Raw genomic sequence first — 23,854 nt, 5'->3', positions numbered from 1 at the left:
AACATGCAGGAACGCGTTCTACGAGTGTTGGAGTACGACAAAATGAAAGAACAGCTGCTTCCGCACGCTGGATCGTCGCTCGGCAAACAGCGTGTCCGCAGTCTGAAGCCTTCTTACAGTCTGGATGAGGTTCAAAAGGGACAGCAGCGAACGGCAGAAGCAGGAAAGGTGCTGCGTTTAAAAGGAAACGCACCGCTTGGCGGTATTCGTGACATCCGCGCTTCCATCAAGCGTGCAGAAATCGGTGGAAGTCTGAATGCCTCTGAGCTGAACGATATCGCATCGATGATATACGCGTCGAGAACGTTTAAGTCGTTTGTTCAGCAAATGGCAGAGGATGAAATCGAGCTCACCGTGCTGCCGGAGCTTACCGAAGATATTGTACCGCTGACCGATCTGCAGCGCGAAATAAATCAGGCACTCGATGATGACGGCCGGGTGCTCGATTCGGCAAGTCCGGAGCTGCGCACGATCCGCCAGCAGATCCGCTCTCACGAATCGGCAGTCCGGTCCCGCCTGGAAGGAATCACCCGCTCTGCTTCCGGCAGAAAAATGCTGTCTGATGCCATTGTGACTATTCGGAATGACCGGTACGTGATTCCTGCGAAGGCAGAGTACCGGTCCCATTTTGGAGGGATTGTGCACGATCAATCCGCGTCCGGCCAGACCCTCTTCATTGAACCGGAGAGCGTCGTGCAGACGAACAATCAGCTGCGCGAGGCCAAGACGAAAGAAGCGTATGAGATTGAACGCATTTTACAGGCCCTTTCTGCTTCTGTCAGCGGGTATACGTATGAACTGAGCGCCATCACAGATATCATGACAGAAATTGATTTTATGTTCGCAAAAGCTTTTTATGCACGGGCGATCCGGGCCAGCGAACCAAAGCTGAATGACAGCGGCAGGCTTCGCTTAAAAGAGGCACGTCACCCGCTGATTGCAGACGAGGAGATTGTGCCGATTGATGTTGAACTCGGTGCAGACTTTACCTCATTAGTGATTACGGGGCCGAACACAGGCGGAAAAACAGTCACTCTGAAGACGGTAGGCCTCCTGACGCTGATGGCGCAGTCCGGCCTGCAAATACCGTGTTCGGATGGATCTGAGGCTGCGGTCTTTGGCAGCGTGTTTGCTGATATTGGCGACGAGCAGTCTATCGAGCAGTCGCTTAGTACGTTTTCCTCGCATATGACGAATATCGTCTCGATTTTAGAAAACGTCGGACACGATTCCCTTGTCCTGTTTGACGAGCTCGGGGCAGGCACCGATCCGACTGAGGGTGCGGCGCTTGCGATCTCCATTCTCGATTTTGTTTACAGTACCGGTGCCAGAACAATCGCAACGACGCACTACAGTGAGCTGAAAGGCTATGCGTATAACCGGGAAGGTGTCATGAACGCGAGCGTGGAGTTTAACGTAGAAACCCTTCGCCCCACATACCGGCTGCTGATTGGTGTTCCAGGACGAAGCAATGCATTTGCGATTTCGGAACGTCTCGGCTTGGGCCGTGAGGTTATTGATGCTGCGAAAGCCCAGATTTCCACGGAAACGAATAAAGTGGAAAATATGATCACGTCGCTTGAGGAAAGCCGTAAAAAAGCGGAGCAGGAGATGGAAGCGGCGGCAGTTATTCGACAGGAAGCGGAGGAGCTGCATCAGGAACTGCAGGAAGAAGTCAGCCGCTGGCAGGAAGAAAAGGACCGCCTTTTGCAGAGCGCACAGGATAAAGCATCAGGCTACGTGCAGCAGGCCCGCGAAGAAGCGGATCTGATCATCGGAGAGCTCCGTGAGATGCAGAAAAACAATCCATCGATCAAAGAACACCAGCTGATCGATGCGAAGAAGCATCTGGAAGAAGCAGAGCCGGAGATTGCGAAGCCTAAGCCGAAGCCGAAAAAGGCGAAACCGTCCGTCGATACGCTGCAGCCAGGGGATGAAGTGAAGGTAGAAAGCATTAATCAAAAGGGCCACATCGTTGAAAAAGTAAACGACAAGGAGTTTACGGTTCAGCTTGGTATGATGAAAATGAAGGTAAATAAGAACAATCTGATTTATGTGAGCCGGCCGAAGCAGGTGGAAACGAAGCCGCTGACAGCCGTACGCGGCCGCAGTGCACACGTGAAAACAGAGCTCGATCTGCGGGGCGAGCGGTACGAGGACGCGATGCTGCAAGTGGAAAAATATCTCGACGACGCCGTGCTGGCAGGCTATCATCAAGTTTCCATCATTCACGGAAAAGGAACCGGTGCGCTCCGGAAAGGCGTGGAGGAGCTGCTGAAAACCCATCGAAATGTCGGCGAAACACGGCTCGGCTCTCAGGGTGAGGGCGGATCCGGTGTGACGATCGCCCAGCTAAGGTAGGTGTATGATGACCGATTTGTTCAGCCATCCATATGTATATACCGCAGGCCTTTACAGCCTCACGACTGCGGCGATTGTATTCTCGCTCGTTGTATTTGAACTCGTGACTAAATACCGGACGTGGGAGGAGATCAAACGGGGAAATGTAGCGGTGGCACTCGCATCGTCGGGGAAAATATTCGGGATCGCGAACATTTTTCGGTATTCAATAGAAGCAAATGATTCTGTGATGGACATGCTCGGGTGGGGGTTGTTCGGATTCATGCTGCTTCTGCTCGTCTATTTTGTTTACGAGTTCTTAACACCGGCATTTAACGTGGATGAGGAGCTGTCTGCCGGCAACCGGGCAGCGGGACTCATTTCATTTGTTCTCTCCGTGTCGCTCTCCTTCGTCATCGGCGCAACCATTTAATCCGGAGGTAATAGTATGGAACGACTTGCCAAAATATTGATGATTTTCTGTGCCGTGTTTATGCTTGGCGGAGTGATTTACTGGCTCTTCTTTATTTAAGAAACGGATAAAAAATCCGCCGCTGCCAATCGAATGACGGCCTCTGTTTCCGGCGGGAGCTTGATTCGGCTCTTTCTCAGGATGAGCCTTCCAACTCCTGACCGCACTCTGACAGGCCACGCACACCGCAGCAGATCAGAGCGTGAAAGCGTCTTTCTTTGTCTCTCTGTTAAAGCTGAAGCGCTCCGTATGGCTTTTAACGAGAGAATAGCTGTTAGAAACCAGGGGCCTCGTCCCGAAGCGCATCTTTTCGAAGGCGGGAGCAGTCAGCTGTATGCAGACAGAAAAGCTTTTCGAGCCTGTGATCCAACACGGATGGCAGGCTCTTTTTGACGTCTTGGCTGAACCAGATTCCGAAACGGACGCCGCATTTCCGACTGGAACAGGGCAGTTTTACAGGTAAAGAATGAGTGTTCATTCATTTTTTTGACTGAATTTATGAAATCTTGTTTCTTTTTGGATGCGTTTTCATTACAATATTAGTAAGAGAGAATGTTTGACTATTCTGTGACAACAGAATACGGTCAGTGTCCGGCTGACAGGGAGAAGATAGACAAACAGGGAGGGAACTATCATGACTACATTGACGCAGAAGCCGTGGCTGGAGTCGTATCCGCAGGAAATACCGCATTCGATCCAGTACGAGGAAAAAACGCTGCAGAGTTATCTGAAGCGTGCTGCCGATGAGTTTCCTGATAAAGTCGCGTTTCATTTCATGGGGAAAGAAATGGCGTACAAGGCGGTTTATGAGGAAGCACTGAAGCTGGCGAACGAACTGCGCGCTCTTGGAGTAGAGCAGGGAGACCGAGTTGCGATCATGCTTGCCAATACGCCGCAGGCTGTTATCAGCTATTACGGGGCACTGCTGGCAGGCGCAGTCGTCGTACAAACGAATCCGCTGTACGTTGAGCGTGAAATCGAACACCAGATGATCGACTCCGGCGCCAAAGTAATGATCTGTCTTGACCTTGTCTATCCGAGAGTAGCGAAAGTGAAAGACCGGACACCGCTGACGCACATCATCGTCACCGGAATCAAAGATTACCTGCCGTTCCCGAAAAATATGGTGTACCCGTTTATCCAGAAGAAGAATACTGGAATCAAGGTCGATTTGACGTATTCGGAGACGCTCTTGTCCTTTACGTCGCTGATTGACAACGGAAAGGCGGAGGAGATTGAGCTGTCGATTGATCCGAAGGAGGATCTGGCGCTGCTCCAGTATACGGGAGGGACGACCGGACCCGCAAAAGGTGTCATGCTCACTCATTACAACCTGACCGTCAACACGCAGCAGTGTGAGGACTGGATGTACAAAATGAAGCCGGGTGAAGAAGTCATTATGGCTGCACTGCCGTTCTTCCATGTCTATGGAATGACGACGGTGATGAACCTTGCCGTCCGGATGGCGTTTAAAATGATTATTATGCCGAAATTTGATCCGAAGGCCATTCTGAAATCGATTGAAAAGCATAAAGCAACGCTCTATCCGGGAGCGCCGACGATGTATATCGGACTGCTGAACCACCCGGATATGAAAAAGCATGATTTGTCCTCTATTAAAGCGTGCATCAGCGGATCAGCGCCGCTGCCGGTGGAAGTGCAGACGAAGTTTGAAGAGCTTTCAGGGGGAAGCCTGGTAGAGGGATACGGACTGACGGAAACCTCTCCGGTGGCCATCGCAAACTTTATCTGGGGCCGACGCAAGCAAGGCTCCATCGGTGTGCCGTGGCCGGATACCGATGTGAAAGTGCTCTCTGCTGAAACGGGAGAGGATGCGCGCCCGAATGAAGTGGGAGAGCTGATGATCAAAGGACCGCAGGTGATGAAGGGCTATTGGAACCAGCCGGAAGCGACGCAGGCCTCTTTCCGAGAGGAATGGTTTCTAACGGGCGATATGGGCTACATGGATGAAGAAGGGTTTTTCTATATCGTAGACCGTAAAAAGGATATGATCATTGCGGGCGGCTTTAATATTTATCCGCGCGAAGTGGAAGAAGTGCTGTACGAGCATGAAGCGATTCAGGAAGCTTGCGTTATCGGCGTTCCAGATCCATACCGTGGGGAGACGGTCAAGGCATTTATCGTGCTTAAAGAAGGAGCACAGGTGTCGGAAGAGGATCTCGATGAACACTGCAGACAGGAGCTGGCATCGTTCAAGCTGCCAAAGTATTACGAGTTCCGTGACGAACTGCCAAAAACGATGGTCGGTAAAATACTGCGCCGCGTTCTGGTAGAAGAAGAAAAAGAAAAGCGCAACAGCTGATCGGACAGGTTCCGGAGGAGTTCTGCTCTTCCGGAACTGCTGTGAATGAGAGAATGTGATGCTGCCGGAAAGTCATCAGGGGGAATAGAGATGCTCACCGAAACGATAACCCAGCCCTGGCTGGAGCAGTACCCGCCGGAAATTCCGGCTGAACTTGACTATGAGCGAAAGCCGCTTGAACAATACTTGGCAGATGCGGCATTTGAAACACCGGATAAAGAGCTGCTTGATTTTCTAGGGAAATCGATGACCTTCCGCGAAGTGTACGAAGCAGCTGCAAGGTTTGCCGCGGCTCTTCAGGGAATGGGACTGAAAAAAGGCGACCGCGCTGCGATTATGCTTGCCAATACGCCTCAGTCGGTCATCAGCTATTACGGCATTCTTCTGGCAGGAGGAGTTGTCGTGCAGACAAATCCGCTTTACGTGGAACGGGAGCTGGAGCACCAGCTTGTCGACTCCGGCGCAGAGATTATCGTCTGTCTTGATCTCGTATATCCGAAGGTAGAAGCAGTTAAGGATAAGACATCTCTGCGGCACGTGATTGTGACGCGGATCAAAGACTACCTCCCTTTTCCGAAGAATATGATTTATCCGTTCATCCAGAAGAAAAATACAGGGATGAACGTAAAGCCTGCCTATAATGAGACGTGCCATGATTTCGTCAAGCTGATCAAACAGGCGCCGGCGAAGCCGGACCCTGTCGAGGTCGATCCGGAAAAGGATCTCGCGCTGCTGCAGTATACCGGCGGCACGACAGGAGCGGCAAAAGGGGTCATGCTCACGCACGCGAATCTCGTGGCGAATACAACCCAGTGTATCCGCTGGATGTATAACATTAACCACGGAGAGGAAGTTATTCTCTGTGCCCTGCCTTTTTTCCACGTTTACGGCATGACAGTCGGCATGAATTTTGCTGTGATGGACCGCTCGAAGATGGTCATTCTGCCAAAGTTTGATACAAAACAGACGCTCGAGGCAATCCAGAATCAGAAAGTAACGATTTTCCCGGGAGCGCCTACAATGTATGTCGGGTTAATCAATGACCCCAATGTGTCCAGCTATGATTTAAGCTCGGTCGAGGTTTGTATCAGCGGCTCGGCTCCGCTCCCTCTGGAAGTCCAGCAGAAGTTTGAGGAGATGACCGGCGGTAAACTCTCTGAAGGCTTCGGGCTTACAGAAGCTTCACCAGTTACGCATTTTAATCTCATGTGGGGAAAACGGCCTCAGGGAAGCATCGGACTTCCCTGGCCGGATACAGACGTGATGGTACTGAGCGCGGAAACTGGAGAGCCTGCTGAACCGGAAGAAGTCGGGGAGCTGCTCATCCGCGGACCGCAAGTGATGCAGGGCTACTGGAACCGTCCCGAGGAGACGGCACAGACGCTTCAAAACGGCTGGCTCTACACCGGTGATATGGGCTATATGGATAAAGAGGGCTTTTTCTACATCGTCGACCGGAAGAAGGACATGATCATTGCCGGTGGATTTAACATTTACCCGCGGGAAATTGAAGAAGTGCTTTACGAGCACGAAGCGGTCAAAGAAGCGGTGGCAGTCGGGATACCGGATCCGTACCGGGGAGAAACCGTCAAGGCCTATATCGTGTTAAAGGACGGCCGGGAAGCAGACGAGGCAGAGCTGAATGCCTACTGCCGGTCACAGCTTGCATCCTACAAGGTGCCGCGCCTGTATGAATTCCGTGAAGAGCTGCCGAAAACAATGGTCGGAAAAGTTCTCCGCCGGGCCCTGCAGGAAGAGGAAAAAGCAAAGCAGGCTGGTCAGACCAGTTCAGATAGGGTATGATACTGGTAGAAAGAATTTCCGCTCCGGTCATTGACACACGGAGCGGAGTTCGATATGATTTGAATATGAATGAACAGTCATTCATTTTTGCCGGAGGAGTCGAAAGCCATGGCTAAAAAGCGCGGATTGAAATACGATAAAATTATAGATGCAGCCGTAAAAGTGATCGCACAAAACGGCTATCATCATTCACAGGTTTCCAAAATCGCCAAGGAAGCCGGTGTAGCTGATGGAACGATCTACCTTTATTTTAAAAACAAAGAAGATATTCTTATCTCACTGTTTGAAGAAAAAATGGGGCAGTTCGTTGACTACATTAAGCACAAGCTGGAAGGTGTCACCTCAGATGAGGAGAAGCTGGCGATTTTAATCAACATGCACCTTGCTCAGCTGGAAAAAGATCATAACCTGGCACTCGTTACCCAGCTCGAGCTTAGGCAGTCGAATATCTCGATTCGCTTTAAAGTGAATGAAGTGCTGAAAGGCTACCTCGGGCTGATCGATTCGATTATCGAACAAGGCAAAGAAAACGGCTCATTTGATGAAGCGATCGACACGCGGATGATGCGGCAGGTCATTTTCGGATCGATTGATGAGGTTGTGACGAACTGGGTTATGAAGGATCACCGCTACGAGCTTGCCCCGCTGGCGGAGCCGTTGCACGCCTTTCTGATGAAGGGCATGATATCCCCGAAACGACTGGAGGAGAAACGATGAGCAGCTGGCAGTTTATTTCAGTAGAACTAGATGACTTTACAGCAGTGATTACGATGAATAAGCCGCCTGCCAATGCGTTGTCCAAGGACATGATTCAGGAGCTTGGCAGTGCAATGGAGCAGATAATGGAAGATGACAGCGTTCGCGCGGTCGTGCTTCATGGCGAAGGCCGTTTTTTTGCAGCTGGAGCCGATATTAAGGAGTTTACAGAAATAAAGCACGGGAGTGAATTTGCAGATCTTGCACGCGACGGCCAGCGGATTTTCAGGCAGATTGAAACTGCCCAAAAGCCGGTCATTGCTGCGATTCACGGAGCTGCGCTCGGCGGCGGACTGGAGCTCGCAATGGCTTGTCACATGCGGATAGCCTGTGAGAACGCAAAGCTCGGTCTCCCGGAATTAAACCTGGGACTTGTTCCGGGATTTGCGGGTACGCAGCGGCTTCCGAAGCTTGTAGGCAGGCCTAGGGCCATGGAAATGCTCCTCACTGGCCAGCCGTTGACCGCAGCTGAAGCGGAAGCGTGGGGACTCGTTAACCGGACTGTTCCGGAAGGAGCCCATCTGGATGAGGCTAAAAAGCTTGCAAAAGCAGCAGCCGGAAAAAGCGTCCGTGCCGTACAGGCAGTCATGGAACTGCTGCAAAATGCAGAAACCGACCCAATTGAGCGAGGTCAGGAGAAAGAGGCCGTCCAGTTTGGTGACGTTTTTGAAACAAAAGATGCAAAAGAGGGCATCGCCGCCTTTCTGGAAAAACGAAAGCCGAGCTTTAATCAACGATAATAAAGCTGTTCTTACAGCTTTTTTATACTAAATTAATGAAAGCGCTTCATTGCAGCGCAGCATAAACAGGAGGGAAAAGCATGAATATTTTTGTTGTACTAAAGCGCACGTTTGATACGGAAGAGAAGATTCAAATCGAAAACGGCAAGATTGTGGAAGACGGTGCGGAATTTATTATTAACCCGTACGATGAGTATGCAGTGGAAGAAGCAATTCAGCTGCGCGACGAGCACGGAGGAGAAGTAACAGTTGTTACAGTCGGAGAAGAAGAAGCAGAAAAGCAGCTTCGCACCGCACTTGCGATGGGAGCAGATAAAGCGGTATTAATCGAAGACGAAGATATTGAAGACGGCGATACGTTCACGACGCAGGCACTTCTTACGGCTTACTTTAAAGATCAGGAAGCAGACGTCATTCTCGGCGGGAACGTAGCGGTAGACGGCGGTTCCGGCCAGGTCGGTCCGCGGCTTGCCGATCAGCTCGGCATCAATCACGTGACATCGATTGTAAAGATTGATATCAGTGACGGGCGTGCCGTTATCGAAAAGGACGTGGAAGGGGATCAGATGATCGTGGAAGTGCCGCTTCCGGTTCTCGTGACCGCTCAGCAAGGGTTAAACGAGCCGCGCTATCCGTCGCTTCCGGGAATTATGAAGGCGAAGAAAAAGCCGCTTGAAACGCTTGACCTGGACGATCTGGACCTTGATGAAGAAGATGCAGAGCCGAAGACAAAGACGGTGGACCGCTACCTTCCGCCTGAAAAACAGGCTGGCCGGATTCTCGAAGGTGACGTGGACCAGCAGGTTTCTGAACTCGTATCTCTCCTGAAAAACGAAGCGAAAGTTATATAAACAAAAAACGGACAGGAAAGGGTGACTGGTAATGGCAAAATTTCTCGTGATTGGTGAAGTAAAGGATGGTGCGTTCCGTAACGTTTCCTTTGAGGCAGTTGGAGCAGCAAACATGATCGATGAGAGTGCAGAAACGGTAGGAGTTGTACTGGGAAGCGGGATTGCTGACGCTGCAGACGCATTTTTTCAGTACGGCGTGAACCGTGTGCTCACAGTAGACAATGAGAAGCTGGAACACTACACGCCGGAAGGCTGGACGCAGGCGCTCATGACGGTGATCGAGCAGGAAAACCCGGACGGCATCGTGATGGGACATACGTCCATCGGCCGGGATATTACACCAAAGCTTGCAAGCCGTCTCGGCTCCGGTCTCGTATCCGATGTCGTTGCAATCGAGGGCGGAGCGACGTTTATCCGGCCTATCTACTCCGGTAAAGCGTTTGAAAAAGTGGAAATCGAAGACGGTCTCACGTTTGTCACGATCCGTCCAAACAACATTCCAGCTCCGGAGCAGGACAATTCTCTCAACGGTTCAGCTGAAGCAGTCCAGGCAGAGATTAAAGATCTGGATACGATCATTAAAGAAGTTGTGAAAAATACGACATCCGGCGTGGATCTTTCCGAAGCCTCCGTTATTGTAGCCGGCGGCCGCGGCATGAAAAACGAAGAGAACTTTAAAATACTCGATGAGCTGGCCGAGGTTCTGAACGGCGCAGTGGGTGCTTCCCGAGGGGCATGTGACGCAGAATACTGTGATTATGCGCTTCAGATCGGGCAGACAGGAAAAGTCGTAACACCGGATCTGTATATTGCAGTTGGTCTCAGCGGTGCGATTCAGCACGTAGCTGGTATGTCCAACTCCAAAATTATTGTCGCGATCAATAAGGATCCGGAAGCTGATATTTTCTCTATCGCTGACTACGGCATCGTCGGAGACTTGTTCGACATCGTGCCGAAGCTCACCGAAGAATTCAAAAAAGCAGTCGTCTCAGGCTGATAACAGGACAGGCCCGCATCCGGACACTTCTGATGCGGGCTTTTACGTGCGTTGAAGCCTGATCCTAAACCGGTTCAGCTGAGACAGGCAGTTTTTTTGCATTTGAAAATATGGTACGCTACTATAGATGACAGCGAACCGGGACATCTGTGAGCAGACTGTTTTTCAACCCCGGGGAGTATCCGTTATACTGGATTTAACAGCTCAGGCTGATATATGAAGGAGGAGTTAAGAAATGGCAATTACTAACGTTACAGATGCAAACTTCGGTCAGGAAACAAGTGAAGGTCTCGTTCTCGCAGACTTTTGGGCACCTTGGTGCGGACCTTGTAAGATGATCGCGCCTGTTCTGGAAGATCTCGACGGCGACATGGGCGACGAAGTGAAAATCGTGAAGCTCGATGTTGACGAGAACCAGGAAACTGCAAGCAAGTACGGTGTGATGAGCATCCCGACGCTTCTCGTGATGAAAGACGGCGAGGTTGTCGATCAGGTAGTCGGCTTTAAGCCGAAAGAAGAGCTCGTAAACACACTGAACAAGCATAAGTAAGCACATGAGACAACGATACGGCTGTCCGTCTTTCGAGACGGCAGCCTTTTTCTTTCCTGATAAGGCCATACATAAAACGAGAGGAGGATAACGATGGATCCGCTTAAGGAAAAGCTGCAGCTGCTGCCAGATCAGCCCGGCTGCTATTTAATGAAAAATAAACAGGGCGGCATTATTTACGTCGGCAAAGCGAAGGTTCTACGGAATCGAGTCCGCTCGTACTTTACAGGCTCGCACGACAAAAAAACACAGCGGCTCGTCAGCGAAATCCGCGACTTCGAATACATTGTCACCTCCTCTGATCTGGAAGCGCTCGTCCTGGAACAAAATTTAATTAAAAAGCACGAGCCCCGATACAATATTTTATTGAAGGACGATAAATCCTATCCGTTTTTAAAAATTACAAAAGAAGCACATCCTCGCCTTATTACAACTCGAAAGGTGAAGAAAGACGGTGCCAAGTACTTCGGTCCTTATCCGAATGCGCAGGCAGCGAATCAGACGAAGAAGCTGCTCGACCGATTGTATCCGCTTCGGAAATGCCGTACGATGCCGGACCGGGTGTGCCTGTACTACCATATCGGCCAGTGCCTGGCACCGTGTGAATTTGATGTCACTCAGGAGCAGAACCAGCAGATGATCAGGGAAATTACTCGGTTTCTAAACGGAGGCCATGAGGAGATTAAGAACAACATCGAAGCGAAAATGTACGCTGCCTCTGAAGAGATGGATTTTGAACGGGCAAAGGAATTCCGCGATCAGATTAAGCATATCGAAGCGGTTATGGAAAAGCAGAAAATGACGATGACCGAGCAGACGAACCGGGACGTATTCGGCTACTACGTTGATAACGGCTGGATGTGCGTTCAGGTCTTTTTCGTACGCCAGGGAAAACTGATCGAACGGGATGTCTCCATGTTTCCAGTCTACCAGGACCCCGTAGACGACTTTTATACGTTTCTCGGCCAATTTTACCTCGAGGAGCACCACAAACCGCCGAAGGAGCTGTTTATTCCCCAGGAGCCGGATGCGCAGGTCGTGGAGGAGTTTCTTCAGATTAAAGCCGTCCAGCCGAAGCGCGGCCAGAAGAAAGAGCTTGTGGAACTCGCCGTGAAAAACGCAAAAATGGCCCTGCGTGAAAAGTTCCAGCTGATCGAGCGGGATGAAAAGCGAACGGTGGTCGCTGTCGAAAAGCTCGGGCAGGCGATGCATATCGATACGCCGCACCGGATTGAAGCATTCGATAATTCCAACATCATGGGCGTCGATCCAGTTTCGGCAATGGTTTCGTTTCTGGACGGGAAGCCCGATAAGAAAAACTACCGGAAGTATAAGGTCCGCTCGGTCCAGGGACCGGATGATTACGAATCGATGCGCGAGGTCGTCAGAAGGCGCTACAGCCGTCTGCTTAAAGATGAAGAGTCCCTTCCGGATCTAATTGTCATCGATGGGGGGAAAGGCCAGATCAGCGCCGCCCAGGAGGTCGTCGAGCACGAGCTTGGTTTGTCCATCCCCGTATGCGGTCTGGCGAAAGACGACCGTCACCGGACCTCCCAGCTCATGATGGGCGATCCGCCGGTTGCAGTTGAGCTTTCGCGCACGAGTGAAGAATTCTATCTGCTGCAGCGAATACAGGATGAGGTACACCGATTTGCGATCAGCTTTCACCGCAACGTTCGAAAAAAATCGATGTTTACCTCTGTTCTGGATGATATTGAAGGAATTGGAGAAAAACGCAAACGTATGCTGTTAAAGGAGTTTGGGTCGCTCAAACGGCTGAAAGAGGCGTCAGTGGAAGAAATCGAGAGAGTAGGCATCCCTCAGCCAGTTGCCCGCTCCTTAAGAGACCGTTTACAGGAAGATACCGCTAAATAGAGTTTAAAACGGTTTGTCAATAAATCTACCCTTTGTTACGCTTTTAAAGGTGTGAGAAATACCTGAAAAAAGGCGCAAATTCAGGTTTTCTTTTGGTGTAAAGCAGGTATTTAAATATCGAAGCTTTGCGGCTTAAAATTTGAAGGAGGCGTAAACTATTGGCTACGATCGTTCAGAAGTTCGGTGGTACTTCCGTCGGAGATACCGACAAGATTAAGCGTGTTGCTAAACGGATCAAGCAAGGTATGGATGAGGGACACAGCGTGGTCACTGTCGTATCTGCGATGGGGAAATCAACCGATAAACTGGTGGAACTTGCGGATGAGATCACAGATAATCCGGATCCACGTGAAATGGACATGCTTCTGACGACCGGTGAGCAGGTAACAATTTCGCTGGTGGTTATGGCGCTGAAGGAACTCGGCGTGGACGCTGTTTCCCTGACCGGCTGGCAGGCAGGCATCGTAACGGAAGAAGTTCATCAGGATGCACGTATTACCGACATTAACACGTCGACGCTCGAAGGGCACCTCAATGACGGTAAAGCTGTACTCGTTGCCGGATTCCAAGGTGTCAGCGAAGACGGCAATATTACGACGCTGGGTCGCGGAGGATCTGATACGACAGCTGTTGCACTCGCGGCTGCACTGGAGGCAGAATCCTGCTCGATTTTTACCGATGTGACCGGGGTATATACGTCGGACCCGCGCTATGTCAAAAAAGCGCGCCAGCTCGGCAGCATTTCCTATGATGAGATGCTGGAGCTTGCTCATTTAGGAGCGGGCGTCCTGCATCCGCGTGCAGTGGAATTTGCGAAGAATTACAACGTGAAGCTGGTCGTCCGGTCCAGCATGGAAAATGTAGAAGGAACGATTGTGGAGGAGGAAGCAACTATGGAGCAGAACTTAACGGTGCGGGGCCTCGCATTTGATAAAAACATCACGAAGGTCACCGTGGAACGTCTGCCAAACCACTACGATACGATGTCCAATCTGTTCAAGCTTCTCGCTGAAGAAGGCATCAACGTCGATATCATTATTCAGCAGATGACTGCCGATCATGGGGTGAACGTATCATTTTCGATTGATTCCGGGAACCTTGGAAAGACGCTGGACCTGATTCACGGGGCGAAAGAAACGCTCTGCTACAGCGAAGTACGCCACGAGAGCTCTCAGTCGAAAGTATCTATTGTCGGCTCCGGGATGATCTCTAATCCGGGTGTCGCCGCTGATATGTTCAAAGTGCTGGCAGAAGAAGAGGTGGCGATTAAGATGGTCAGCACCTCTGAAATTGCCGTATCAGCGGTCGTGCCGGAAAAAGATATGATCCGTGCCTCCGAAGCGCTGCACACGTACTTCGGACTCGACGAAAAAGAACAGGAAAAAATTGAGCTTGCCAAGCAGGCATAAAACAAGAGCCTCCGTCTCGAAGCAGACGGAGGCTTTTCAGGCTGTTGAAAAAGTGTATTCAACTTATATGTTTATTCGTTTGCTTGTATTTCCCTTCTGCATTATTGAGCCTGGCGTGGGCTGGCCTTCAACTATTGCTCAGGGTGACCCCTGTATGAAGGGAAAATGACGCGGCTTCACTCGGACACAGGCTTCTCACAAGAAGCCTTCAAGAGCCGGTCCGGCTCCGCTCGCGCTTGTCATGTCGTTCAAGTTCGAACGGTGATGAGGCTTCACTCGGACACATCGGGAAAACGGCTCTGATTCGTGGGGAACAATGTCACGACAGGCAGACGCGACTGCTTTTTTACGTGCATCATGAATTCGATGAAGGATGGACACCCCGATTCAACATCGAAACGCCTCATCGGGAAAGTTCTATCCTGTATGGAAGCCGATCGTTCAGTCCTAAACAAGTACTTCAAGCGTACTATCAGCTGCCGGCATCGAAGGAGCTCGACTCCTGGAGGATCAGAACGAGGCGAAGATCCAGCGCTTCCGACAGCAGGAGGAAGCGGTTAGCTAAGCCCGTTCCCTCCGGAAAGCGAGGGTCCGCAGATACAGGCAGATGCCATCTTATTCACCTATAACGACTATATCAACATTCTGAAGAGCCTCCGTCTCGAAGCAGACGGAGGCTCTTTAATGCGGGAAAATCAACGTATCTTAGAATCAGAGAAGCTTCATAAACGAATGTATGCTGACGGAGCACCCTGCCGGTGGGTTCCGGAAAGAGACCAGCCGCTGACGTTGGCACTGCTCGTTCGTGCCGATTGACTCAGCGCAGCTTTCATTTCTTTGCCGGCGGCTTGAATGGCAGCCAGTTGCTTTCACCGAAGAGTCTGACCATCAGCGGAATGAACAGCGGCAGCATCACAAAGGCGTAAAGCAGAAGGCCTGTGAGGACGAGCGTACCGATCTGGACGAGAGATAAAACGCCGGACGGCATCATTGCTCCGAATGTTCCGGCCAGAATCACAGCAGCGGATAAAATGACGGTTCCGATTTTCGTCATTGCATTGACGAGTGATTCGCGAACGTCCATTGTCTGCATGTTTTCCGCAAAGCGCCCCATAAGGAAGATGGAATAGTCGACTCCAAGCGCCATCAGCATTACGAAGCCGAAAAATGGAACGGCCCAGCTGATTCCCGGATATCCGAGAATCGTAATAAAAATAAACTCCGTAACGGCCATGGAAATAATGTACGTTCCAATCAGCGATGCAAGGATATATACCGGCATGATGAACGAACGAAGCATTACGATCAAGACGATGAAGATTCCGCTCAGCATAATTAAGGCTGTTCTGTCGAAGTCCTGATCAGAGATCGTGGACAAGTCGGCGTTCACGGCAGGAAGCCCGCCGATAGAAAAGGTGACATCGTCCCAATGACTGAGTGCTGCAGCGGTCTGCTCGTTGATCTCGTCCGTGATGGCCATCGCTTCGGTACTGTACGGATCGACTGCGAGAACCACTTCCAGAGTGGCTGCCTGGCGGTTTGGAGAAAGAAAGGCGTCTATGAGGTCTTCGGTGCCATCTTCACTCCACGTCTCTTCGGGAACGTAAAAGCCTTCCAGCGGATGAGCCGGCTGTTCCGCAATTTCTGCGAGCAGGTCATATACGTCCTCAAGCCCTTCGCGAATGTCCTCCACTCCTTGTGCCAGCTCGCCGGCAGCTTCACCAATTTCGTCAAATGCTTCCGCCGATTCATCCAGAGCGTCAATCAGTTCAGCTTGTCCTTCCGCCAGTTCGGCCTGTCCGTCAGCCGTCTGCTCCAAACCCTGCTGCAGCTCCTGCTGCCCCTCGGCGAGTGAGTTTGTGCCATCGGCCGTCTCGGAGAGCGCAGCGGAAAGTTCTGCTAAGCCTCCGCCGCTTTCTTCAAGCAGCCCGGCTGTCTGCTGATCCAGTGCAGGGTTCGAAGCAGCCTCTTCCAGTCCTGTCTGCACGGCAGCGAGTTCATTGGCGATGCCCTCTTGAGCTTCAGCAAGTTCGCTTGCTGCTTCTGCTGCTTCACCAGCCCCGTCTGCCTGAGTCCGAATACCGTCCTCCAGCTCATCAGCAGCATCAGTAAGCTCAGACGCATCGTCATCCGGGGTTTCAGCTAAATCCTCTTCGAGCTCACGGAGTCCCTCTTCGATTTCCATCAGGCCGTCATCGATTTCTTCCAAGCCATCGCGAAGGCTGTCCGCGAGCTCCGGAATCCGGAAATCTTCTATCCGTTCACCATCAGGTCTCGAAAAGCTGCGAACTTCTTCGACACCTTCCAGTTGAGCCGTCTGCAGAGATACATATTCGATGATGGGTATCCGCTCTGACTGATCCCAAGGCTCGTCAGATTCAAGCACGATCTGCGCCGGGAAAGCAAAGCCGGTACCGAAGCGTTCTCCAACAAGCTCTACGGCTTCGACCGATTCATATTCGCTGCTGATTTCATCGAGAGATTCGAAAGACAGCCGCTGATCATAAAAGAGAAAGGCCGGGACGAGCAGGACGAGCAGCAGCATCGAGGTCCAGCCGGGGCGGGCAATGGAAAACACGCCGAGCCCTTTCCAGATTTTGCTGTCCGTCGCATCAAGTGCCCGTTTGCTCGGCCAGAACAGCTTTTCACCGAGCAGCAGCATCGCGGCCGGCACCCAGACACCGAGCGCAATCACGAGCAGCACGATCCCGACCGCAACGCCCGATGCTGACTGGTAGAGATCAAAATCGGCCAGTCCGATTGCAGCAAACCCGATAAAACCGGTGAGGGCGCTTGAAAATACGGTCGGCCCGACTGCCCGGTATGTGCGGACCACAGCAGCCGTCCGGTCAGGGGAGACGGCAAGCTCCTCTTTGAAGCGGTTCATGAGGAGAATGCAGTAATCCGTTCCGATCCCAAACAGGATAGCGACGATAAAAATCTGCGTAAAGTTAGATACAGGGAAATCGACTCCCTCAATTAAGAAAGAGACAACCGGTACGGTCATAAAGTACGTTGCCCCTACTGTTAAAAGCGGGACAAACGGAGCAACAATCGAACGGAACACGATCAGCAGGATGCTGATGACGAAAATAACGGTAATTATTTCAGTCGTCTGCAGGCCTTCCTCGGAGCTGATTATCACATCGTCCTCGATAATGGGAGAGCCGCTGACAAGCGTACGGATGCTGTCTGCTTCAACGGCGTCTTCAATATGACTGCGCACAGCAGGCACATCATTCAGAGTCATGTCGATGGTGATGACCGTCATGATTGTCGTGTTGTCATCGCTGCGGAGGGCATCGCTTCCTTCGCCGTCAAAGGGAGTTGCTGTATCTTCAATTGCGAACCCGTTCAGGTTATCCGGCAGCGAAGCAAAAATGCGTTCGACTTCCTCTTCCTGCTCCGCCGTAATGCCGTCCTCTTCATAATAAACAACAAGAATTTCTTCCCCGGCAGCTGCTTCGTTCCGTTCCAATATGTCAGCTGTAACTGCTGTAGGATACGTATCGGGAATATCGAACTGCCCTCGTTCCCGCACGAGCTGATCGAGGTCCGGGCTGATGATGGTGAGCCAGACGGCAACCGCTGCCCATATTAAGGGAAGCAGATAAAAAATCCGTTTCATGACTGATCCTCCTTGAGCATACGGTTTAGTTTGCTGTAGACGCGCAGGAAGACTTCCAACTCATGTTCCTCAAGCTTAGAAAAATAAGGCGCTGTAAAAGCAGTGATTGTTTTCATCCCTTCAGACAGAGCTTCTTCGCCGACAGGGGTGAGCGCAACCAGTACGCTGCGCCGGTCCATGCTCTGCACGGTTCGGGTGACGAGCCCCCGTTCTTCCAGGCGGGAAACCTTGGCCGTCACGGCACTTTTATGTACATCTGTTTCGGCAGCGATCTGTTTGGCAGACAGAGGGCCCTGAGTCTGGAGCACCCGCAGGATGCCGAACTGTTCCAGAGAGAGCGGCATTGCCTGATCGACAAGCACACGGTCGAGCCGTTTAGTCGCAAATAAATACACGTTCGCATATTCTTCAATGAGCTGATGCAGCCTTGATTCATTCATCATTGTTCCTCCATGATTCAGTATGTAAGTAGTTTACCCTGTAAACTAAAAACCGGCAATAAAAAACCTCTCCAGCCAAAAGGCAGAGAGGAGAGGCATTATTCCTGACTGGCGGATGCAGCAGGATCCTTCTTGTCCCATTTCACCGTGACGTGAAAGGTGACAGGCTTTTTCTTTTTAATTTCATAGTTGGCTTCTGCCAGGAGCCCCTTTTCAAGCTCGGTTGCCTGGGCGAGAAAGCCGGTTTCCAGTGAATATGGCCGCTTTGGCTCGTAGCTGCTGGTCGTCACTTCGTAAATACGCTCTGCACGCTTTTCTTTGATAAGGCGGAGCTCTCCCCACTGCGCCGTACGAAACCACTGCATAAGCGCTTCTTCATCCGTTTTCTTTTTCTCCCGTGCGAGGCTTTTCCCCGCCCAGTAAAGGATCACTTCTTCATCTTCCCCGAGAATAATCGGAAGGAGCTCGTGCCGCATGACATCATAGCCCGCTGCTGTTTCGGCTTGCTGCTGTTCTTCAGACATGTATCTCATTCCTTCTCTGCTGATTAAGTATGCTTTCAGTCTATCATAATTCCAGACGGGAAGGTACGGGCGCCGAAAGCTCGTGCTGTAAAACAGCATAGAAGATTATGGGAGAGCGTGATATACTAAGGCGCGATATGATTTGACTGGAAAGCCGGGTGTTTTGTATGAAGCTGGGCATGACGAAATTTCTCACGCCTTTTCGCGTTGTTGTAATCTCCTATGTGGCAGCGATGTTTGTCATCAGCCTGCTGCTGTTCCTGCCGTTCTCTTCACAGGCTGGAGTGAACGTTACATATGATGAAGCACTCTTTACCGCCGTCAGCGCCGTCAGTGTAACGGGATTAACGGTCGTAAACGTCTCCGAAACGTACAGTTGGGCCGGCATACTTTTTCTTGCGCTCGGTATACAGCTGGGCGGCATCGGGGTGATGACGCTCGGCACGTTCGTATGGATGGTGCTCGGGCGTAAAATTCCGCTTTCGCAGCGGATGCTGATCATGGTCGACCAGAACCAGATCTCATTTTCAGGCCTTGTACGTCTTATGCGCGGCATTCTGCTCACCGCTCTCGTGATCGAGCTGATCGGGGCAGCGATACTCGGTACGTACTACTTAAACTACTTTGATACGACATTTGAAGCATACTATCAGGGTGCTTTCTCAGCCATGTCTGCCTTCACAAACGCAGGTTTCGATATAACCGGGGAATCCCTGGCTCCGTTCGTCGATGATTACTTCGTGCAGCTCGTGCATATCCTGCTCATTTTTGCGGGCGCGATCGGATTTCCGGTGCTGCTGGAGCTGCGCGAGTATTTCTCGCCGAAGAATCCGAACTTCCGCTTCAGCCTGTTTACGAAAATTGCCACGTCGACCTACTTTATCGTTTTCGGTATTGGGGTGGCAATGCTGTGGATCTTCGAGCGGAACGCCTTTTACGATGGGATGCCGTGGCATTCCCAGTTGTTTTTCTCCCTGTTTAATTCGGCAACGGCAAGAAGCGGCGGCCTTTCTACGATGGACATGAATGAACTGACGCTTGCAAGCCTGCTTTTGATGTCCGGTCTCATGATAATCGGCGCGAGTCCCTCCAGTGTGGGGGGAGGAATCCGGACGACGACGCTTGCCGTCATGTTTCTGACGATTCGCAGCTTCGCGCTCGGTCGTGATGATGTAAAAGTGTTCGGTCGCGAAATTCACACGGAAGATAAACAGAAGGCCTTTATCGTTCTCTCGGTGTTTGCAGTCGGACTGTTCGGTGCGATCATGATGATCGCCGCCTTCGAAGGAACCGGAGAATTTGCACTGATGGCGATTTTATTTGAAGCAAGCTCCGCCTTCGGGACCTCCGGACTGTCGATGGGCATCACGCCGGATTTGTCCTTTCCTAGTCAGGTTGTGCTGATGATTCTTATGCTCGTCGGACGGGTCGGACTCGTCGCCTTCCTGTTCTCGATCCGGGCACAGGAAAAGAAAACGACGTATAAACATCCTACCGAGCGTATTATTATCGGGTAAAAGATATTGCGAAAAAGCAGCGTGTGCATTGCTGAACAGGACCGGAAGGGGAAAGCTTTCTTCCGGTCTTTTTTTCATATATCCGCCCGCTCCCTGCATGATTCGACAAAATCGACGCCTTTACAGGGACGTTCAGCTCGATTTGGATATATTTTGAGAAAACCCTTAAACCGTGTCGAAATTGTGGTACAATTTTATACGTTACATACGGAACGGCTGAATACGGAAAAACGTTTTTCTCTAAAAGCTTCTGTGAATCCGCTTTCTTGACTATGGCGCGAGCCGGGAGTAAAATGAAAATTGTCAAAAACCTTCTGACACCTTGGGGCGGCAAGACATCACGAGCTAAAGGAGGACAATTGATTTATCCGACTTCATCGTTCGAAATCATCGTTTTAGGGGGAAAGACAGATGTCATCTAACCGTGAGTTTTTGTACCGCAGACTTCATTCACTGCTTGGAGTTGTGGCCATCGGGGCCTTCTTGGTCGTTCACCTGACAGTCAACTGGTTTGCTGTCCGCGGCGAGCAGGAATACAACCAGGCAGCAGCGTTCATGGAGTCTTTGCCATTCCGCTACGCACTTGAAATCTTTATTATTTTTCTTCCACTGATCTTCCACGCTGTCTACGGACTTTACATCGCATTTCAAGCCCGTAACAATACTTCCCGGTTCAGCTATTTCCGTAACTGGATGTTCCGCCTGCAGCGGATCTCAGGTGTTCTCGTTCTCATCTTTGTGACGTGGCACGTCTGGGAAACACGAATCGCAGCTGCATTCGGCGCAGAAGTAAACTTTCAGATGATGGAAGAGATTGTAGCCAATCCAATCGCACTTATTGCATACATTATCGGTATCACAGCAACCACGTTCCATTTCGCGAACGGTCTGTGGTCATTCGCAGTAACCTGGGGGATTACGGTAACACCGAGATCCCAGCAGATTTCGACGTATGTGACAGCCGGTGTATTCCTTGCTCTCACATTTGTTGGAATTCGTTCCATCCTTGCGTTCGTAGGGGTATAGCATAAAAGAAGGAGTGACCAACTATGAGTAAAGGCGATATTATCGTTGTCGGCGGCGGTCTGGCCGGATTAATGGCAACGATTAAAGCGGCCGAAAAAGGCAAGCACGTTAAATTATTTTCGATTGTTCCGGTAAAGCGTTCCCACTCCGTATGTGCCCAGGGCGGTATTAACGGCGCTCTCAATACAATGGGGGAAGGGGATTCAACGTGGGAGCATTTCGATGATTCCGTATACGGCGGGGACTTCCTTGCCAACCAGCCGCCTGTAAAGGCAATGGCTGATGCAGCACCTGGTATTATTCATCTTTTAGACCGGATGGGCGTTATGTTCAACCGGACGCCGGAGGGACTTCTGTCTCTGCGCCGCTTCGGCGGAACGCAGCATCACCGCACCGCTTATGCAGGGGCCACTACCGGTCAGCAGCTCTTATACGCTCTCGACGAGCAGGTGCGCCGTCATGAAGCGAACGGGCTCGTGACGAAGTACGAAGGCTGGGAATTCCTGCACGCTGTACTGGACGACGAAGGAGCTTGCCGCGGCATAACCGCCCAGAACCTGAACTCGTCTGAGATCGAATCCTTCCGCGCTGATGCTGTTATTATGGCAACAGGCGGCCCTGGTATCGTGTTTGGCAAGTCAACGAACTCAATGATCAACACAGGCTATGCGGCTGCAGCTGTTTACGAGCAGGGCGTTTACTATGCCAACGGAGAATTTATTCAAATTCACCCGACAGCCATTCCCGGCGACGACAAGCTTCGCCTCATGAGTGAGTCGGCGCGCGGAGAAGGCGGACGCGTCTGGACGTATGATGAAGACGGCAAGCCTTGGTACTTCCTCGAGGAGAAATATCCGGCATACGGTAACCTCGTTCCGCGTGACATTGCGACGCGTGAAATATTCCACGTCTGCGTGGACTTGAAGCGCGGCATCAACGGTGAAAACATGGTCTATCTTGACCTGTCTCATAAAGATCCGAAAGAGCTTGACATTAAGCTTGGCGGCATCATGGAAATTTACGAAAAGTTCATGGGGGATGACCCTCGTAAAGTACCGATGAAGATTTTCCCGGCGGTTCACTACTCTATGGGCGGTCTTTGGGTCGACTATGACCAGATGACGAATATTCCAGGCCTGTTTGCTGCTGGAGAAGTGGACTATTCCATTCACGGCGCCAACCGTCTCGGAGCGAACTCGCTTCTCTCCTCCATTTACGGGGGGATGGTAGCAGGTCCGAACGCAGCCAAGTATATTGAGGAACTGGAAACGTCCGCTGAGGATCTTCCGGACTCGGTTTATGAGCATCAAGTGAATGAAGATAAAGCCTTCTTCGATCAGATTCTGAACATGAAGGGCGACGAGAACGCATTCGCGATTCACCAGGAGCTCGGCCAGCTCATGACAGAAAATGTAACGGTAGTTCGTGAAAACAAAAAGCTCAAGGAAACAGATGAGAAAATTCAGGAGCTGTTAAAGCGATTTGACAATATCAATTTGGCTGACACAGCAAAGTGGACAAATCAGAGTGCCATGTTTGTCCGCCAGCTGAAATCGATGCTGAACCTGGCACGAGTGATTACGATCGGTGCCTACAACCGTAACGAGAGCCGCGGCGCTCACTACAAGCCGGAATTCCCGGAACGTAATGATGAAGACTGGCTCAAGACAACGAAAGCGAAGTATAATCCGGATACGAAAGATCCGGAGTTTGAATATGAAGAAGTCGACACTTCGCTGATAAAGCCGCGTAAGCGCGACTATACTTCTAAGAAGAAAGCCGGTGAAAAAGTATGAGCACAGAAACAGCCTCAAAAACAATTGAGCTGATCATCGTCCGGCAGGAAGACCCGGATAGCAAACCGTTCGAAGAAAAATTTTCGATTCCTTACCGTTCGAATATGAACGTGATCTCTGCGCTGATGGAAATCCGCCGCAACCCGGTGAACGCAGATGGCGAAGACACGACTCCAGTTGCCTGGGATGCCAGCTGTCTGGAAGAGGTGTGCGGTGCTTGTTCGATGGTTATCAACGGCAAGCCGCGCCAGTCCTGCACGGCGCTGATCGATAAGCTCGAGCAGCCGATCCGTTTAGAGCCGATGAGCACGTTCCCGGTTATGCGTGACCTCACGGTAGACCGCTCCCGCATGTTTGATTCGCTCAAGCGTGTAAAAGCATGGGTGCCGATCGACGGAACGTACGATCTCGGTCCTGGACCGCGTATGCCGGAAGCGAAGCGCCAGTGGGCGTACGAGCTTTCCAAATGTATGTCCTGCGGCGTCTGTCTCCAGGCATGCCCGAACGTAAACGACAAGTCCGAGTTTATCGGACCGGCAGCACTGTCCCAGGTTCGTCTCTTTAACGCGCATCCGACTGGTGCCATGCACAAGGCAGAGCGTCTGCAGACGATTATGGACGGGGACGGCGGCCTTGCGCAGTGCGGAAACTCGCAGAACTGCGTGGAATCCTGCCCGAAGGAAATCCCGCTGACGACGTCTATTGCGGCGCTGAACCGCGCGACGACGCTGCAATCGTTTAAGAACTTCTTTGGATCAGACAACACGGCATGATCGTTTAAAAGGTGCAACCGGCTTTCCGGCTCTG

General features: G+C 51.3%; 18 protein-coding genes. 15 read left to right on the top strand and 3 right to left on the bottom strand.

Annotated elements, in window-relative coordinates; translation table 11 throughout:
* The first annotated feature begins 3 nt into the window (after positions 1-3).
* The 11 genes from ACSZLD_RS01005 (at position 4) to ACSZLD_RS00955 (ending at position 14,116) form a co-directional block, all read left to right on the top strand.
* Positions 4-2,361 carry an endonuclease MutS2 gene (locus ACSZLD_RS01005; protein WP_444683992.1) on the top strand — a complete coding sequence of 786 codons (2,358 nt, stop codon included), beginning with the start codon at positions 4-6 and terminating at the stop codon, positions 2,359-2,361.
* A 7-nt stretch (positions 2,362-2,368) separates the two neighbouring features.
* The gene (locus ACSZLD_RS01000; protein WP_377910090.1) at positions 2,369-2,773 is read left to right on the top strand and encodes a DUF350 domain-containing protein; all 405 of its coding nucleotides are present in this window, start codon (positions 2,369-2,371) and stop codon (positions 2,771-2,773) included.
* Between the two features lie 673 nt (positions 2,774-3,446).
* Positions 3,447-5,135: a long-chain-fatty-acid--CoA ligase gene (locus ACSZLD_RS00995; protein WP_444683991.1), complete on the top strand. Its 1,689-nt coding sequence runs from the start codon at positions 3,447-3,449 to the stop codon at positions 5,133-5,135.
* A gap of 90 nt (positions 5,136-5,225) precedes the next feature.
* Complete coding sequence (locus tag ACSZLD_RS00990) at positions 5,226-6,938, top strand: AMP-binding protein (RefSeq protein ID WP_444683990.1); 1,713 nt, start codon at positions 5,226-5,228, stop codon at positions 6,936-6,938.
* A 108-nt stretch (positions 6,939-7,046) separates the two neighbouring features.
* Positions 7,047-7,655, top strand: a complete 609-nt coding sequence (fadR, locus tag ACSZLD_RS00985) for a fatty acid metabolism transcriptional regulator FadR (RefSeq protein ID WP_168004997.1) — start codon at positions 7,047-7,049, stop codon at positions 7,653-7,655.
* Complete coding sequence (locus tag ACSZLD_RS00980; protein WP_444683989.1) at positions 7,652-8,434, top strand: enoyl-CoA hydratase; 783 nt, start codon at positions 7,652-7,654, stop codon at positions 8,432-8,434. The genes fadR and ACSZLD_RS00980 overlap by 4 nt, the downstream gene beginning before the upstream one ends.
* An 80-nt stretch (positions 8,435-8,514) precedes the next feature.
* The gene (locus ACSZLD_RS00975) at positions 8,515-9,285 is read left to right on the top strand and encodes an electron transfer flavoprotein subunit beta/FixA family protein (protein WP_168004999.1); all 771 of its coding nucleotides are present in this window, start codon (positions 8,515-8,517) and stop codon (positions 9,283-9,285) included.
* 31 nt (positions 9,286-9,316) lie between these two features.
* Positions 9,317-10,282 carry an electron transfer flavoprotein subunit alpha/FixB family protein gene (locus tag ACSZLD_RS00970; protein ID WP_444683988.1) on the top strand — a complete coding sequence of 322 codons (966 nt, stop codon included), beginning with the start codon at positions 9,317-9,319 and terminating at the stop codon, positions 10,280-10,282.
* A gap of 235 nt (positions 10,283-10,517) precedes the next feature.
* Positions 10,518-10,832 carry a thioredoxin gene (trxA, locus tag ACSZLD_RS00965; protein ID WP_168005001.1) on the top strand — a complete coding sequence of 105 codons (315 nt, stop codon included), beginning with the start codon at positions 10,518-10,520 and terminating at the stop codon, positions 10,830-10,832.
* 93 nt (positions 10,833-10,925) lie between these two features.
* Positions 10,926-12,707, top strand: a complete 1,782-nt coding sequence (gene uvrC, locus ACSZLD_RS00960) for an excinuclease ABC subunit UvrC (protein ID WP_377910084.1) — start codon at positions 10,926-10,928, stop codon at positions 12,705-12,707.
* Positions 12,708-12,865: 158 nt separating this feature from the next.
* Positions 12,866-14,116, top strand: a complete 1,251-nt coding sequence (locus ACSZLD_RS00955; RefSeq protein WP_444683987.1) for an aspartate kinase — start codon at positions 12,866-12,868, stop codon at positions 14,114-14,116.
* Between the two features lie 829 nt (positions 14,117-14,945).
* Here the strand turns inward: ACSZLD_RS00955 and ACSZLD_RS00950 are convergent.
* From ACSZLD_RS00950 to ACSZLD_RS00940, 3 genes are all read right to left on the bottom strand, one after another.
* Positions 14,946-17,744 carry an MMPL family transporter gene (locus tag ACSZLD_RS00950; RefSeq protein WP_444683986.1) on the bottom strand — a complete coding sequence of 933 codons (2,799 nt, stop codon included), beginning with the start codon at positions 17,742-17,744 and terminating at the stop codon, positions 14,946-14,948.
* On the bottom strand, positions 17,741-18,184 hold the full coding sequence (locus ACSZLD_RS00945) for a MarR family winged helix-turn-helix transcriptional regulator (protein ID WP_377910081.1): 444 nt from the start codon (positions 18,182-18,184) through the stop codon (positions 17,741-17,743). Before ACSZLD_RS00945 ends, ACSZLD_RS00950 begins: the two co-directional genes overlap by 4 nt.
* 98 nt (positions 18,185-18,282) lie before the next feature.
* Complete coding sequence (locus tag ACSZLD_RS00940) at positions 18,283-18,708, bottom strand: DUF2507 domain-containing protein (RefSeq protein WP_377910080.1); 426 nt, start codon at positions 18,706-18,708, stop codon at positions 18,283-18,285.
* A gap of 167 nt (positions 18,709-18,875) precedes the next feature.
* Here ACSZLD_RS00940 and ACSZLD_RS00935 point away from each other — a divergent pair, with 167 nt between their 5' ends.
* The 4 genes from ACSZLD_RS00935 (at position 18,876) to sdhB (ending at position 23,820) form a co-directional block, all read left to right on the top strand.
* Positions 18,876-20,225 carry a TrkH family potassium uptake protein gene (locus tag ACSZLD_RS00935; RefSeq protein ID WP_444683985.1) on the top strand — a complete coding sequence of 450 codons (1,350 nt, stop codon included), beginning with the start codon at positions 18,876-18,878 and terminating at the stop codon, positions 20,223-20,225.
* Between the two features lie 411 nt (positions 20,226-20,636).
* Positions 20,637-21,251, top strand: coding sequence for a succinate dehydrogenase cytochrome b558 subunit (locus tag ACSZLD_RS00930; protein ID WP_168005008.1), 615 nt, complete (start codon positions 20,637-20,639; stop codon positions 21,249-21,251).
* 23 nt (positions 21,252-21,274) lie between these two features.
* A complete protein-coding gene (gene sdhA / locus ACSZLD_RS00925) occupies positions 21,275-23,047 on the top strand; it encodes a succinate dehydrogenase flavoprotein subunit (protein ID WP_377910078.1) in 1,773 nt (590 codons plus the stop codon).
* Complete coding sequence (sdhB, locus tag ACSZLD_RS00920; RefSeq protein ID WP_377910077.1) at positions 23,044-23,820, top strand: succinate dehydrogenase iron-sulfur subunit; 777 nt, start codon at positions 23,044-23,046, stop codon at positions 23,818-23,820. Before sdhA ends, sdhB begins: the two co-directional genes overlap by 4 nt.
* Positions 23,821-23,854 lie beyond the last annotated feature (34 nt).

Origin of the sequence: Alkalicoccus luteus (assembly GCF_052061695.1) — a bacterium.
Classification (GTDB): Bacteria; Bacillota; Bacilli; order Bacillales; family Salisediminibacteriaceae; genus Alkalicoccus; species Alkalicoccus luteus.
The sequence above is the reverse complement of the archived record's forward strand: the minus strand, read 5'-3'. Positions and strand labels throughout refer to the sequence as shown.

Coding starts and splice junctions, on each gene's coding strand:
- ACSZLD_RS00975 (WP_168004999.1), top strand. CDS start 8,515: ATGAATATTTTTGTTGTACTAAAGCGCACGTTTGATACGGAAGAGAAG.
- ACSZLD_RS00980 (WP_444683989.1), top strand. CDS start 7,652: ATGAGCAGCTGGCAGTTTATTTCAGTAGAACTAGATGACTTTACAGCA.
- ACSZLD_RS00935 (WP_444683985.1), top strand. CDS start 18,876: ATGAAGCTGGGCATGACGAAATTTCTCACGCCTTTTCGCGTTGTTGTA.
- ACSZLD_RS00990 (WP_444683990.1), top strand. CDS start 5,226: ATGCTCACCGAAACGATAACCCAGCCCTGGCTGGAGCAGTACCCGCCG.
- ACSZLD_RS00930 (WP_168005008.1), top strand. CDS start 20,637: ATGTCATCTAACCGTGAGTTTTTGTACCGCAGACTTCATTCACTGCTT.
- ACSZLD_RS00940 (WP_377910080.1), bottom strand. CDS start 18,708: ATGTCTGAAGAACAGCAGCAAGCCGAAACAGCAGCGGGCTATGATGTC.
- ACSZLD_RS00970 (WP_444683988.1), top strand. CDS start 9,317: ATGGCAAAATTTCTCGTGATTGGTGAAGTAAAGGATGGTGCGTTCCGT.
- ACSZLD_RS00995 (WP_444683991.1), top strand. CDS start 3,447: ATGACTACATTGACGCAGAAGCCGTGGCTGGAGTCGTATCCGCAGGAA.
- uvrC (WP_377910084.1), top strand. CDS start 10,926: ATGGATCCGCTTAAGGAAAAGCTGCAGCTGCTGCCAGATCAGCCCGGC.
- sdhA (WP_377910078.1), top strand. CDS start 21,275: ATGAGTAAAGGCGATATTATCGTTGTCGGCGGCGGTCTGGCCGGATTA.
- ACSZLD_RS01005 (WP_444683992.1), top strand. CDS start 4: ATGCAGGAACGCGTTCTACGAGTGTTGGAGTACGACAAAATGAAAGAA.
- ACSZLD_RS00945 (WP_377910081.1), bottom strand. CDS start 18,184: ATGAATGAATCAAGGCTGCATCAGCTCATTGAAGAATATGCGAACGTG.
- sdhB (WP_377910077.1), top strand. CDS start 23,044: ATGAGCACAGAAACAGCCTCAAAAACAATTGAGCTGATCATCGTCCGG.
- trxA (WP_168005001.1), top strand. CDS start 10,518: ATGGCAATTACTAACGTTACAGATGCAAACTTCGGTCAGGAAACAAGT.
- ACSZLD_RS00950 (WP_444683986.1), bottom strand. CDS start 17,744: ATGAAACGGATTTTTTATCTGCTTCCCTTAATATGGGCAGCGGTTGCC.
- fadR (WP_168004997.1), top strand. CDS start 7,047: ATGGCTAAAAAGCGCGGATTGAAATACGATAAAATTATAGATGCAGCC.
- ACSZLD_RS01000 (WP_377910090.1), top strand. CDS start 2,369: ATGACCGATTTGTTCAGCCATCCATATGTATATACCGCAGGCCTTTAC.